This window comes from Bacillus badius NBRC 15713 (genome assembly GCF_001591605.1).
Classification (GTDB): domain Bacteria; phylum Bacillota; class Bacilli; order Bacillales; family Domibacillaceae; genus Pseudobacillus; species Pseudobacillus badius.
On sequence record NZ_BCVF01000010.1, the window covers coordinates 45886 to 59688 of the forward strand.

A 13803-nucleotide genomic window follows, 5' to 3' on the forward strand; every position below is an offset into this window, starting at 1 on the left:
CTCCTTGCTTTATGAATGAAAAGTGAGTGTTTTAATAACTACAGGCACTACTCCTGAGTCAAGAACCTGGCCGATATCCATGTAATCGCCTTGTTCTACCTCAATTTGATCGATACACAGTACACTTTCTTCCGGCTTTAGCGCCTGAAATGTCTGACCAAGCACCTTGGCGTGGTCGCTTTGCAGGGCAATCACTAAAGGCTGTGACGGCTTCGGCTTTAATTGCCGGCACTGAATCAGCTCCTTCGCAACAGACTGGATATCCCTAAAGGACAAATGCGGCAAATGAGTGAAGTAAAGAACAAAGTTTTGTCCTTCCCGTCCCGGGTCATACACGGCAATCGCTTCTTCCATGCTGCTGCGTAATTTCTCCAGTCCGGCGGAGGCTTCGTATTCAAATGACACTTCAAATACAGGCAGGTTTTTCTGGGGCAGCTGGCTGCTCTCCACTTGGATCGTTGCTCCGCTAATGTTTGTTGTCTGGGTCCCGGCTCCGAGAACCGTTGCCCGAACGGTTTCATCCGGCTCTCTCCACTCGTACCGCTGCAGGCTGTGCTCCTCCTGAATCGCCCTGGCGATGGCGGTGCCGATATCGTTATATCCTTCTGCTGCCGCCTGCCGATCTTCTGCTTGATATATACACTCCGACACGCCGCCTGAAAAGACAATAGCATCCACAGCGCCGCTCCACTGCGGAGGATGTCCCAATAAAAGCACTTCATCCTCGGCTGTGAGCGATTTGTCCAGCATCCTTCCAATGACAGCGGCCATATACCTCGCCACCTTCTCAATATCGGGATGGTCTTTTGCCGCTCCTTTTGCCAGCGTCCAGCCTTTTTGCTGAACAAGTCTTTCAACAGGAACAGAAAGGCGGCTGACTTTTCCTTCTTTAAATTCAATCAAGCGTCCGCCGATATGGAGCGTACATGTGCCTGACAGCTTGCCATTTTCATAGACAGCGGCATTGGCAGTGCCGCCCCCGATATCGATATTCGCTACCGCCTTCCCTGTTTTTTTAGAATAATCATAGGCGCCAGACCCCTTAGCCGCGATCATGCCTTCTAGATCCGGACCAGCCGTTGCGACTAAAAACTCGCCGGCAACAGCCGATAGATGATGGACCATTTCCTCTGCATTTTGCTTTGTTGCTGTTTCACCGGTAATGATCACCGCGCCTGTCTGAATTTGCTCCGGCTTGACGCCCGCCTTTTCATATTCTTGTTTGACCAGACGGTCGACCGCCTCCATATCAATGACCGTTGCCGATAACAACGGAGTTCTGAAAATCGGGCTCCGGTATAAAATCTCTTTATCGATAATTTCAATTCTCGGTACATGCGATCCGCCGGCCATGTTCATGAGCGAAAACCGGCTAATCACCAATTTTGTTGTGCTTGTGCCGATATCAATGCCGGCACTCAGTAACGTTTCCTCGCGGGAGGCCAGGCTTTTCACGCTTTTGCACCACCTTAAAAAGCAAAAAGCGCCCCTGCAAATTCATGAATCATGAATTCGTCAGAGGCGCCTTTGCCTGTTTCTATGCTTTTTTATTTATTGTTCTAAATATACCTAAAAAACTGACTATTGTAAAGGCTTTCACCTAAAAATGAAATCCATTTGCCCGCAAGCAGCGGCATACTCCTTCATTTCCTGCAAGGAACGGCAAGCGGCAAGGTCCCGCAACACTTGAAGGTTTTTCCCTGCAAGCGCCGATGTGACCACAATCGGTCCTTCGACAACAGCCTGCTTCAGCTTTTGCACGGTATGTTCAATATTAGCAGCAGGATGATCTGCTTTCGTTACCACCCCGACCGGCAATTTGGGAATGCCTGAACTGAATCCCGGCGGAAAAACCATCTTATCCCCCGTCGCATCCTGAATATAAAAAACATGGGTCACTTCTAAAGCAGTTGCCATAATATTTTTGTAGAATAAAGGATTTTCTGTGTATTCCCCAGGTGTATCCACGATCCAGTCGTGATAGACGAGCGCCTGCGTCTTCACCGCTTCCGCCGGCTTATCTAGCAGAGCGTTTGTTAACGTAGATTTCCCTGCTCCGATCGAGCCGATCAGCATTACTCTGTTATTCATTCGCCTTCTCTCCTTATGACTTTGTTATCGCTGAAGGCGTATAGCCAAGCTGCTCGGAAAGAAAACGGTTAATTTCAGCCATCGCCATCTCTACTTCTGACACGCTGCCGACAATGACTAAGCTGCCTGTAAAGCGGTCAAGAAAGCCGATCGTGACACTAGCCGCCTTCGTTGCCAGATCACCGGCAATAATGACTGTCTCGCTCGGCGTTAATGTCAGTATTCCCAGCGCTCCCGCCTCCTGAATACCAAGCTTCACAAACATATCCGGGTCAGGATTGGCAATTAAATGGCTAAGCGTAATTTGCTTGCCCGGAACAAACTCCTGGATAAATCGCTGTTTTTCTTCACTCATGCTTCTTCCTCCTACTGTGCTGTTTCTTGTGCTGATGCGCTTTCTTCCATCACCGCGCCTTCCTCCTCTAAATATTCACCTGGACGGATCGTTCCGTTGGCACGGTCTTCCTCTTCTAAACGCAGGGCAGTCGGGACGGACAACCAATAAGCAAGCCCGATAGCAATCACACCGGCTGAGATTTTGCCAATCAAAACAGGCAGGATCAAATTAGGCTGGAAATTAGCGGTGAAAGATAAATGGTCGCCTAACAGAAATGCCGCGCAGACAGCAAAGGAAATGTTGATGACCTTATCCTTCGGCCGCATGTAGCGAACGAGCTGGAACATAGCTAATATATTGGCAATTGTGGCAAGCAGACCGGCGCTGCCTGTTGAGCTTAAGCCGATTTTTCTTCCGGCTGCTTCCAATGGTGTCGAGGCGTATTTACGAAGCAAGTAGACCATCGGAAACGCCCCGGCCAGCATAATTCCGATATATCCCGCCGTTTCCAGCGCCCGGAATTGGTCTTCTTTATCAGCCATAATCGGATCAAAGCCCCATACGCCAAATAGCGTTGAGAACAATCCGGTGAAAATTTCCACAATGGAAAAGACAAGCACTAGCTTAATAGCGGCATCCATTACTTTTCCAAAAATCATAAAGCCGCTGATCATCGCTTTCGGGAAGAACTTAAGCCCGGCGGCAATCGCTACCACAAAAATAAGCAAAGGCAGCAGGTTGACTAATATTTTAGCGTAAGACAAAGCAAATTCATAAGTGGAACTGCTCGTCGTATCAATGACGGCACGCACCTTTGTATTAAACAAAAGCGTCAAGCAGCTGGCAATAAACGCCCCGATCGGGATCGTTAAGACACCAGACATCACTCCAAGCGCCATATATTTGTGATCCCTCTTATCAAGCATAGCCAGTCCCATCGGAATCGAGAAAACGATCGTTGCTCCGGCCATATAGCCGACGATCATAGCCATAATCCAGCCCTCATACGTTTCCTTTAACACATTCGCTAATTGGTAGCCCCCCATATCTGTCGCCAGAATGGCGGTAGCGGCAATTGCCGGGTCAGCTCCGAGCGAGTTGAACAATGGACCAATAACGGAATCGATAAATTGTGATAAAAATGGAATAGAGGCCATAATCCCGGCAGCCGGAACGAAAATGTGGCCGACGGTATGAAGGCCATTCATAAACTCTTTCCCGAGCCCTTCCTCAGGATTGCGGATAGCCGCAAAAGCTCCCAATACGGCACACGTCATAATGATATAGACAACAACATTCCCAATCATGCTCATATTACTCTCTCCTTTTCTCGTTTTTTCAAGTAAAATGCAATAAAAAACAGACCCCTCCCGCTGGTTTTATCCCATCGTTAAGCGCCTGTGCTTACTTAATTATTCACTTGTCTTTTGAAACTATTTATATTTAGCAATAACCTTTTCGGCTGTTTCATTCATAGACAGCCGGTGCTTCATGCTGAATTTCCGCATTCTCTGATAGGCTTCCTCTTCGGAGACGGAGAGATGCTTCATAAGCAGGCCCTTGGCCCGTTCAATGAGCTTCCGCTTTTCCACCTGCTCATTTGCCGCCGCAACGGCGTCCTGCATCGTCCTCATTTTCGCCGCTTGATTAAGCGCCACTTCCACAGCCGGCAGCAAATTCGCCTCGGATACCGGCTTGACAAGATAGCCGACCACATTCGCCTGTTTGGACTTTTCAACAAACTCCTTCTGACTGTAGGCGGTGACTAGAATAATTGGTATATCCAGCTTGTCCGAAATGATTTTCCCCGCCTTCAATCCATTCAGCTTCGGCATCTTAATGTCCATAATAATCAAATCCGGCTTGAGGGCAAAAGCAAGTTCGACCGCTTTCTCCCCATCGCCTGCTTCTCCAACGACCTCATAGCCGTTATCCTGCAAAATAGAGGAAATATCTAAACGGATAAGCGACTCATCTTCTACCAGCAGAATCCGTTGACCCATATTCTTTGACTCCCTCCTGCTCCAGTGTAAATGAAACGATGACAGTCGTTCCTTGTGAGGAAGATCCGATGTAATATTCTCCCGATAAATCGTGTTCGATGAGGTTTTTGACGATATCCAGCCCCAGTGACCGCTTCGCTTCCTTTTTCATCCCGGTGCCATTATCAGCGACGGTCAAGGTCACCTTGCTCTTCTCCCGCTTAAACGTTACATCTACGGCTCCGGCAGGACGATTGTGAAACGCATGCTTAATTGAATTTTGCACCAATTCATTGACTACAAGCGCAATCGAGACAGCCTTTTTGGAATCAGCCAAAATCGGCTCGCCGCGGCAGCTAAACTGCAGGTCAAGCTGCTCGCTATGGCTGTTCTGGATGATCATTTGGGCAATTTTGTTCGACAAGCTGACAATATCGACCTCATCATCATCGATATTGTCATTGGCCAGAATGATTTCATAGACAGAAGCGATGCTCAGCACCCGGTTCAAGCTGTCTGTCAGGTAGCCGCGGCTTTCTTCCGACACGCCTTTTCTGATCTGCAGCCGCAAAAGGCTCGCCACCGCCTGCAAATTATTTTTGACCCGGTGATGAATTTCACGGATCACGACCGATTTAACGACGAGCTCTCTTTCTTTCATGCGCAAATCAGTCACATCACGGATGAGGATGAGCATGCCGGTCACCTGATCCTGTTTGTAGATATCCACTTTTTTCACTTCCAAAAAGAATCTCGACACTTGAATTTCTTCAATGACAAGATCCTTCCTCGAATGAATGACCGGTTTGATAAAGGGCATCACTTCCTCCGCCGGCTTTCCCTCGCAAGGTCCGAGATTATACACCTCGGCAATGAAGGTTTTTGCTGAGGGGTTTGCATATACAATTTCCATCGAGGAATCAATCAGGATAAAGTGCTCTTTCATGATATCCGATAAGGCTGGACGCTCCTGGTCGGTGGAAAAAAACAGCTCCCACAGCATTTCCGTAGCCGGAGAAAGCGATTTCATTTTTTGTATCTCCCGCGGATCATGCTCTTCCTTAATAAGCGTTCCAATCACCTGATCCTTGTCATTCTTAATGGGCGTGACGCTTTGCTTAACGAAAATCCCCCGCTGTGTCACGGCCTTATTAAAGAGAACGCTTTTTCCTGCCCGCAAGGAGAGAAATACGCTAGGTTCAAATTGCTCGTAAACAACCGTTCCAACATACGGCTCGTAATAAAGCGTTTCACCGCTAGAAGGAGAGGCTTCCGCTACGACGATGGCATTTGTAGGCTCTCTCATCGGACAATCAATAAATACGTTCGCCCCGGTTAAATCAGCAATTAACTGCAGCTGCCGTGATACTTGCTCAATCTTTTCGATCTCCCGCTCACTTAGCGACGTATGTTCCCGGCACAGCCGGCTCACTTGAGAACAGTTTAACAATAGAACACAACCCTCTATCCCTTTGAATATTTATAAAATTCAAAAATTATTATCCACAGTATAGTGGAAAAACAACTTATATGTCAATCATCCGTTTCAAAAACTGTCGAATCATCACTTATTTTTTTTAATGGCTTTCCCGTTTGCGGACAAGCTTCTGCCTTTTGTCTCCATACAGATAGTTTTGTCGAAACATTCACTATCCCTTTTGTTCTTTTATCTTTTCGACAATAGCGGCAACTGATCATTTTATATTATTTTAAGGGAAATAAAGTAAATTATTCCTTCTTATTCAGATTGGATGATAACAGCAAAAAAGAGCCGACCCCAAAAGCCCTGAAAATGACTTGTGGGGTCGGCCTTAAAACCGTCTGCTCAGAAACAAGGGGCGCGTTCAGTCGCCGTCTCTTATTTCCCCGACTGATCCGACGATTCGAATGGCTTGCAGCGGCTTGCCTGATGCATATTGAACGGCGCCAGCGCCGCCGATATAAAAGTCGATGTGCCGGTTGTCGTCAGCAAACTGATCCAGCCTTTCCAGAAGGTAAGGATCTTTTTCAAAAGGAATCGTTGTTGTGGCCGAAAGCAGCACCTTTGCCGGACGCAGCTTTTGAACGAGCTGCTCGATCGAACCCGGTGCAGGCGAAGCGCCTATCAAGGTCGTTTTCCAGCCTTTGATCATGAAGTGGAGCAGCAAAAGATGCACCGGCACTTCATGCTGTTCATGAGGAAGACAGGCTCCGACAACAAGCGGGGCTTCCTCCCGGCATTTGTAGTTGCGCCGGATTTGCACGAGAAAATCGCGTACAGCCAGGCTGGAGAGAGATTCCTGGTACTCATCCCATTCTCCCCTTTCCCAGCGGCTGCCGACCTCTTTTAAAAAGGGGGCAACGACCGATTGAACAAATGCCTCCAATCCTAATGAATGATACGCTTGCTGCAAAAGAAGGGTGATTTCCAGCTCATCACAGCGGGCGGCCTGCTGCAGAAGCTTTAACACATATTCATTCATCTCCTCCTGGCGGCGGACCGGCTCCTGGACAGGAGTGATTTTCCTCTCAGGCTGTTCTGCCTTCTCCTTCACCATCATAACTGCCTGTTTAACAGAATGCCCTTGTGCAGACAATTCTTTAACTGTTAACAGTGTATTAATATCTTTCTCGCTGTAAATACGATATCCGTTATCCAGACGCTGCGGCTGCACCAATGCATATCGCTCTTCCCATTTTCGTATTAATTGCTTAGAGATGCCCGTAATCTCAGCGACTTGCTGAATATAGTACATTCCGTTGGCATGAGACTGATCCATAGTTTTCCTCCTTCTAAGCAAAGGATCACTATTGCCCGAATATTTTTACGCACTTAGTATATCGTATCCTTATTTTTTGTACAATGTTTCACCAATAAGTTTAGACAATTGCTTGACGTTCTGAACGGAGTTTGCTATGAATATTGAAAAATAGCAGAGAACAGGAGGACCTATGTTGATTGCTGATAAAAGAAAGGTAGCAAAAGCAGGCTGGTACGGATTGATCGCCGGCATTATTCTATCCATCGTCTTTAAGCTCATTGAACAAATCACTCAAGTAAAAGTGTATACGCTGCTGCTGAATGTCGATTACATCCCGATCATTAACCGGTACTACTTTCCGGAAATAATAGAAGTGTCCTTTCACTTGGTGGTGTCTATCTTATTAAGTATGGTTCTGTTAGCTGTCCTTCAGCATGAGCGGGTGACAACAGGGGGGCACATTCTCGCCTGGTGCACGGCGATTTGCACATTGATCGGCCTGCTTCTTTTCCCGACAACGGCTTTATCTGACCGCACACCTGCTGTCACCAGCATTCCGGCTTTATCTTATTGGCTGGCCGGACATGCGCTCTACGGGCTTGTATTGGGCTTCTTATTTAAACGGGACCGTCAACTTTGACAAATGCACGGCTAGAACGGAGCGGGCTTTCCGAATAAATATCCTTGAAAGAGCTGATAGCCGCTGTTTCTTAACCAGGTGAAATCTTCCCGCTCCTCCACTCCCTCGGCAAGGGGCACGGCCCCAACATTCAGCGCAGCCTGCAAAATGGCTTCAGCAGCCCGCTGTTTGCCGGGGTCTTCGGCTATGCCGTGCGCATACTTCCTATCCAGCTTCATATAGTGCGGGGCGATTTCTTCCAGCATGTCCACGGTGCTAAACCCTTCTCCAACATCATCAAGCGCGTAATGAAACCCCTTCTCCTTGTAATACATTAATATTTTTTTCAAATGCTCAACGTCGTCCACTTCTTCTGTTTCCACTACCTCGAATACAAATTGCGACGGGGCGATTCCAAGCTCATTGGCCAGGCGAACCGTCGATTTCAAGCAATGCTCCGGCGAGTAAATGGATGTGGGAATAAAGTTAATAAAGACCTTTCCCTCCAGTTGTGCCGCACTGCGGACAGCTGCCATTCGGCACATGCGGTCAAGCGCATACAGGTGGTTCCTGCGTTTAGCTGCAGCGAACGCCTGCGCCGGGGAAATGATTTCGCCGGATTTTCCATGAAACCGGGCGAGGATTTCATGAGCAACTATTTGTTCCTCCTTGTCCACAATCGGCTGCTTATAACAAATAACAGCCTGATCGGCAATCACCTCATCAATCCATTGCGACTCGATCACCTGCGGCAAATCATGAATAGGACGCCAGCCGGAAGAATCGGTGCGAAAGGAAAGCTGCTCAGCCTCCAGGTGATCGATCAGAAAGTCGTACAATCCGGCCGCCCCGGCTTCTTTGACCACCGCCATTTCCTTTCGGGAATAAACAAGCCTCCCGCTTTTCTCCAAATCGGCCACCACTTGCGGAAAATGCGTAAGATTCTTTTCTCCTGAAAAACGGATATAATAACGCAGATCTGATAGCTGACATGCCTGACAATGAACCATAAGTATCCCTCCTGCTTTTAGGTCTTATGTATTAGGATAAAGGATCATCAATCTTTGTACAATGTTTTATAAAAAAAGTTGTACATATATTTGACAAAGCCATCAATTCTTGCTATTAATGAATCAAGAAGAAGACTCTAAAACGGGAGAGATGAACATTGAATACACTCTTTAAGTGGAAGCAAACTAGGAAAGAAGAACCATCTGTCTCAGAATTATCAATCACTAAAATACCAACGGTTGATTTACATACATACCCGGAATTAAAAACACAAATGGAATTAATTCATTTAACAAAACAGGATTTGGCCTTCGCGCACGCTCTTCAGTCTGTCGTCAGCCGCCATCGCGATGAAATTGTCTCTGTTTTTTATGATAGAGTGCTAGCCGTCCCCTCTCTTCGCCGCATTATTGAGGAACGCAGCGAAGTAGGCCGGCTCAAACAAACATTAGCCACTTACCTGATCAGCATGTTTGACGGAAACATCGACGAACCCTCTATCCAAAAACGCATGCAAGTAGCACGAATGCACTTTAAAATCGGCCTGCAGCCTAAATGGTATATGGGTACCTTTCAACAAATACAGGAAGTCATTATTCAGCTGGCGATCAAAGAAAAACCGTTTAACAGCATGCCGGAGCGGACCATGACAACAGTGGCCAAGCTGATCAATTTTGAAATGCAAATTGTGCTGGAGGAGTATGAGAAAGCCCATCTGCGTTTAAGGGAAGAGCAATATGAGAAAGTCAAAGCGGAGCTGAAAAGTAAAATTTCTTCGATTAGTGAGGATCTAACCGGACTGGCGGAAGAAACGAGCCTTTCTGTCGAACAGGTGGACCGGCATGCGGGTGAGATCAGCGCAAGCATCCACTCTAACGTGAAAAATGTCAGACAAATCCAGCTAGATGCAGCCGATGGATTTGATATGGTACAGCATATGCAATCCCATATGCAGTTTATTGCCGGGAGCACTGACCAGCTCGGCAACATTATAGGCGAACTCAAAAAATCCTCTGACCAGATCACCAGCATTGTCGCGATGGTCAACCAAATAGCTGAACAAACCAATCTGCTGGCGCTCAATGCCTCCATTGAAGCGGCACGGGCGGGCGTACACGGCAATGGCTTTGCTGTTGTTGCCCAGGAGGTTCGCAAGCTGGCCCAGCAGGCAAAGCAGTCTGTTGAACAAATTACCTCGCTTGTTCATAATTCAGCTTCATTAACGGACGAGGCCGTCAGCACGACCGCTGATGTCAAACAAAAAGTCGCACTCGGCTTGGAAAACTCGGCCGACACACAAAACAAGTTTCACCAGATTCTTTCAGCGATTAACCAAAATGACCAGCACATCAACCGTGTGGAAGGCGATGTCAATGAGCTCGTCCAAGTCATCCAGGCCATTAGCGGAGACACCCGTCAAGTGGCTGAAACAGCAGACAGCCTTTATCAAACGGCTAGTATGCTATAAAATAATCCCATCCTTCGCATGAAGGATGGGATTGGGCAGATTGTGGTGTGGTGTGTGCATATTTGATCGGGTTGCGCGCATATTTTGGTCTGTTGCGCGCATATTCGACAACTTTGCGTGCATATTTGAAGCGATTGCGCGCATATTCCACAAAGTCAACGATATTTCCCGGGAAACCGCGCGCTGATTCAACAATTTCCCTTACATGATTGCCGGAGCATCCATAGCGGTGCGTAATTCTTTTTCCTTCCTGCCATAGAGGAAATAATAAAGAATCGAGAACGCGAATACGGCAATACCGAGTGCCATGTAGAGTGTGCTGTATCCGGTTCGCGGAATAATAAGCCCGAGCACATAAGGACCAAAGCCAAGACCGGCATCAAGGAAAATAAAGAAGGTGGAAGTCGCCAGTCCCATCCGATGAGGCGGGGTTAATTTTACGGCAATGGCTTGTGTGCTCGACTGCATATTTCCGAAGCCAAGGCCAATCAGAAAGCCTGCCAGCAACAATCCGAAGCCGTGGCTTGCCGCACTGAGAAGCAGCATGCCGGCTCCAAACACCATAAAAGCGGGGTACATTACGAAATTGGCTCCCTTTATATCCATGAGGCGGCCGGTAAATGGACGAGACGCCAAAACAGCGGCTGCATAGACAATAAAGAAAAAGCTGGCGGCGTCTACCAAATCAATTTCCATCGCATAAAAGTTAATAAAGGAAAGCACGCTTGAATAACAGAAAGCAACGGCAAGGGTCACAAAGGCGATCGGCAGCGCTCTCGGTTCTACAAAGCTGGAAAGCTTCAGCCCCTTGACGGCTGCTTTATTCGCCCCTGCCTCCACTGGCGGCACACTCACTAAAAAGGCAATAGCTATACTCACCATTCCCAGCACCAGACAAAAACCGAAAATAATAGGAAAGCTCGTGTGCTGGCTCATAAACAAACCGATAAACGGACCGATGGCCGTTGCCAGTGTTGCGCTCATCGTATAATAGCCAATCCCCTCTCCTTTTCGTGTCGCCGGGATAATTTGGGCGACAATTGTACCGGTCGCCGTGCTCGCTATTCCCAATGTCAGCCCATGAATGAAACGGTTGAAAAATAAAAACGCCAAGCCTAAATCAGCAAAATATAAAGCTGTCGCTAAAGTAAATAGCACGAGTCCGATAAATAACGTTTTTTTGCGGCCAATCGAATCAATCATCCGGCCGATCAACAGCCGGCCAATGAGTGTGCCAATGATGAAAATACCTGTCACCAGACCTGCCTGGCTCGTAGTGGCGTGAAATTCATCAACAGCGTACACCGCAATCGTTACCATTAATAAATAAAAAATGAGCGTCAGAAAAAAATTAATCCCGGAAACAACGATAAAGTCTTTTGTCCACAGCTTTGGGCCTGATTGACTCACATTTCCATCTCCCATTTTGTAATTTTCTGCTGAATGTCCTTCATGAGGCGAATGGCTTCTAGCTGCTCTTCTTCTGAAATGCCTTCTATAATTTTTTCCTCAAAGGCATCAATCGTCAGCCGAACCTCCTGATACACACTCACCCCCGCCTCGGTCAGCTGCATTCTTTTTTCCCGCTTATCCTTTGTCGGCACCGCCTCTAAATAGCCCAGCTCCTTCAAGCGCTGCACCGTCCGGGTCATTGTAGGTTTTTCCACGCTTTGGTAGCTCGCTAACTCCACCAGCGTGGCCGGTCCAAAATTAAATAAATAATATAATACCGTCCATTGCGCCCGGTAAAGGCCATGCTTGCCGAGAAGCGCATTCAGCTGGTTCTCGAAAGGACGGTATAACAGCAAAAATTGATAAAAAAACTTTTGAAACGTTTGAATCACAATCACTTCCCGATAAAATAGTTAGCCTGGGTAACCATTTCAATATAACAAAAAAAGGTAAACTTTGTCTAGTCCTTCATAAACATTTAAAATGAAGAAAAAGAAGAAAGGAATGAAAAGTATGCCCTTTAACAGAAAAAGAAAACGAAAGGAAGACAATAAAAAGTATTCCTTCTTTGACTTTATTCTGGACCTTCTGCTTGCGGTTCCCGAGCTGCTGCTGTTTGCTGTCCGTTCGCTGCTGTTCGGCCTGAGATACGCGCTGCGCTGGGTGGCTGACATCTTCTAGCCTCTCTTTGCCCTTTCGCCATGCCGGCTGTACAACTCACCAAAAGAAGAGTGCTGCATACAGTAAAAGGAACGCATGACGAAAGGGGATAAAAACAGATGGATTATAGAGATTACTATCATTACTACTCTGCCTTCCCTCCCGAAGAAAATCGAATGTTCGAAGCTGAAACACTATATGATTTCTCACCAGACCCGCGCCAAGGCCAGGGATTTCAGGGAGGATGGCCTCCTGGGTTTCCATCCGGCCAGCAGCCAGTCGGGCCGATGGGCTTTCCGTCCAGCCAGCAGCCGGGATTCGGAACGCCCGGATTTCCATCCACTCCGCCTCCGGGAACTCCAGGGGGAGGCGCTCAGCAAGGCGGACCGCCGTCGTCGCCTCCTCCAGCCTTTACTCCTCAGCTGCAGCAAACAGGGGCCACTCCTTTTGCGGTCGATCCCGGCGGAATAAGAGGCTGCTTGTACCGGTATACCTATGTCTGGATGGAGGGCGGCCGAAGCTTTTGGTTTTACCCGACCTTTGTAGGGAGAAACTCTGTTGCCGGGTGGCGCTGGAGAAATGGCCGATGGGTTTATTACGGAACAGACTTGCGGAGAATTCGCTCGTTCCAATGTTTTTAGTAAAAAGGAGGATGCTCCAAGACAGAGCCATCCTCCTTTTTATGATATTCTGCCGCCCAACTGCCACAAATAAAAAAGCTCCTCCGGTTTACCAAGCCGGAGGAGAAGGTGGCATTTCAATACATTCATTCCCTTATGCATACGATTGTTGTTCGGATTTTAGATAGAGGTCATTTACCTTATCCCAGTTGACAGTATTCCACCAGTTTGCGACAAATTCAGGCCGGCGGTTTTGATACTTTAAATAATAAGCATGCTCCCATACATCAATCACAAGAAGCGGCACTTTGCCTTCCATTAGCGGCGTATCCTGATTAGGCGTACTCATGACCGCCAGCCCATCTCCGTCTTTGACGAGCCAGCCGTAGCCGCTTCCAAACCGTGAAACAGCTGCCTGTGAGAGCTGCTCCTTAAAGCGGTCAAAAGACTTGAAATAATAATCGATCGCTTTCCCGATATCCGCTGTCGGCTCCCCTCCGCCATTTGGAGTCATCAATTCCCAAAACAAACTGTGGCTGTAATGTCCGCCGCCATTATTCCTTACCGCTGTTTGAATCTCTTCAGGAAGCGATGACAGGTTGCTCAGTAAATACTCTAACGGCTGATCCTGTAAACCCTCATGCGCTTCTAATGCTTTATTTAACTGGTTTACATAGGTCGCATGATGCTTCCCATGATGAATTTCCAGCGTGCGGCCATCAATATAAGGCTCAAGCTCATCGTACTCATATGGAAGCTTAGGCAACGAAAACATCCCATTATTCCCCCCTCTCAAAAAAGTTTCCTTAGGTAAAATTTATT

At 47.5% G+C, this 13803-nt stretch carries 15 protein-coding genes; 4 read left to right on the plus strand and 11 right to left on the minus strand.

Annotated features, from left to right (window positions below; all coding sequences use genetic code 11):
• Positions 1-9: 9 nt before the first annotated feature.
• The 7 genes from BBA02S_RS07260 to BBA02S_RS07290 form a co-directional block, all read right to left on the minus strand.
• On the minus strand, positions 10-1455 hold the full coding sequence (locus BBA02S_RS07260; RefSeq protein ID WP_041095255.1) for an ethanolamine ammonia-lyase reactivating factor EutA: 1446 nt from the start codon (positions 1453-1455) through the stop codon (positions 10-12).
• A gap of 141 nt (positions 1456-1596) precedes the next feature.
• The gene (locus tag BBA02S_RS07265) at positions 1597-2091 is read right to left on the minus strand and encodes a EutP/PduV family microcompartment system protein (protein WP_041095257.1); all 495 of its coding nucleotides are present in this window, start codon (positions 2089-2091) and stop codon (positions 1597-1599) included.
• Positions 2092-2104: 13 nt separating this feature from the next.
• Positions 2105-2446: an ethanolamine utilization microcompartment protein EutS gene (eutS, locus tag BBA02S_RS07270; RefSeq protein ID WP_041095259.1), complete on the minus strand. Its 342-nt coding sequence runs from the start codon at positions 2444-2446 to the stop codon at positions 2105-2107.
• A gap of 11 nt (positions 2447-2457) precedes the next feature.
• Positions 2458-3741 carry an ethanolamine utilization protein EutH gene (gene eutH, locus BBA02S_RS07275; protein ID WP_041095261.1) on the minus strand — a complete coding sequence of 428 codons (1284 nt, stop codon included), beginning with the start codon at positions 3739-3741 and terminating at the stop codon, positions 2458-2460.
• Positions 3742-3861: 120 nt separating this feature from the next.
• Entirely contained in the window at positions 3862-4431 is a 570-nt protein-coding gene (locus BBA02S_RS07280; protein WP_041095262.1) for an ANTAR domain-containing response regulator, read from the minus strand.
• Positions 4400-5860, minus strand: a complete 1461-nt coding sequence (locus BBA02S_RS07285; RefSeq protein WP_041113775.1) for a sensor histidine kinase — start codon at positions 5858-5860, stop codon at positions 4400-4402. Before BBA02S_RS07285 ends, BBA02S_RS07280 begins: the two co-directional genes overlap by 32 nt.
• Before the next feature lie 394 nt (positions 5861-6254).
• A complete protein-coding gene (locus BBA02S_RS07290; RefSeq protein WP_052477313.1) occupies positions 6255-7169 on the minus strand; it encodes a MerR family transcriptional regulator in 915 nt (304 codons plus the stop codon).
• A gap of 172 nt (positions 7170-7341) precedes the next feature.
• Here BBA02S_RS07290 and BBA02S_RS07295 point away from each other — a divergent pair, with 172 nt between their 5' ends.
• The gene (locus BBA02S_RS07295; protein ID WP_052477314.1) at positions 7342-7791 is read left to right on the plus strand and encodes a hypothetical protein; all 450 of its coding nucleotides are present in this window, start codon (positions 7342-7344) and stop codon (positions 7789-7791) included.
• Positions 7792-7802: 11 nt separating this feature from the next.
• Here BBA02S_RS07295 and BBA02S_RS07300 read toward each other — a convergent pair whose 3' ends face one another.
• The gene (locus BBA02S_RS07300; protein WP_041113776.1) at positions 7803-8780 is read right to left on the minus strand and encodes an EAL domain-containing protein; all 978 of its coding nucleotides are present in this window, start codon (positions 8778-8780) and stop codon (positions 7803-7805) included.
• 158 nt (positions 8781-8938) lie between these two features.
• Here BBA02S_RS07300 and BBA02S_RS07305 point away from each other — a divergent pair, with 158 nt between their 5' ends.
• Positions 8939-10249, plus strand: a complete 1311-nt coding sequence (locus tag BBA02S_RS07305; RefSeq protein WP_052477315.1) for a globin-coupled sensor protein — start codon at positions 8939-8941, stop codon at positions 10247-10249.
• A 201-nt stretch (positions 10250-10450) separates the two neighbouring features.
• On the opposite strand, the gene BBA02S_RS07310 is transcribed toward BBA02S_RS07305, so the two are convergent.
• Together BBA02S_RS07310 and BBA02S_RS07315 are read right to left on the minus strand one after the other, a co-directional pair.
• The gene (locus BBA02S_RS07310; protein ID WP_041095770.1) at positions 10451-11659 is read right to left on the minus strand and encodes an MFS transporter; all 1209 of its coding nucleotides are present in this window, start codon (positions 11657-11659) and stop codon (positions 10451-10453) included.
• Entirely contained in the window at positions 11656-12093 is a 438-nt protein-coding gene (locus BBA02S_RS07315; protein WP_305954911.1) for a MarR family winged helix-turn-helix transcriptional regulator, read from the minus strand. The genes BBA02S_RS07310 and BBA02S_RS07315 overlap by 4 nt, the downstream gene beginning before the upstream one ends.
• 112 nt (positions 12094-12205) lie before the next feature.
• On the opposite strand from BBA02S_RS07315, the gene BBA02S_RS20590 reads away from it, so the two are divergent.
• Both BBA02S_RS20590 and BBA02S_RS07320 read left to right on the plus strand, forming a co-directional pair.
• Positions 12206-12382: a hypothetical protein gene (locus tag BBA02S_RS20590; RefSeq protein WP_156136538.1), complete on the plus strand. Its 177-nt coding sequence runs from the start codon at positions 12206-12208 to the stop codon at positions 12380-12382.
• A 98-nt stretch (positions 12383-12480) separates the two neighbouring features.
• Positions 12481-13002, plus strand: a complete 522-nt coding sequence (locus tag BBA02S_RS07320; protein ID WP_082028014.1) for a hypothetical protein — start codon at positions 12481-12483, stop codon at positions 13000-13002.
• Positions 13003-13135: 133 nt separating this feature from the next.
• Here the strand turns inward: BBA02S_RS07320 and BBA02S_RS07325 are convergent, their stop codons facing one another.
• Entirely contained in the window at positions 13136-13756 is a 621-nt protein-coding gene (locus tag BBA02S_RS07325; RefSeq protein ID WP_041113777.1) for a superoxide dismutase, read from the minus strand.
• Between the last annotated feature and the right edge of the window lie 47 nt (positions 13757-13803).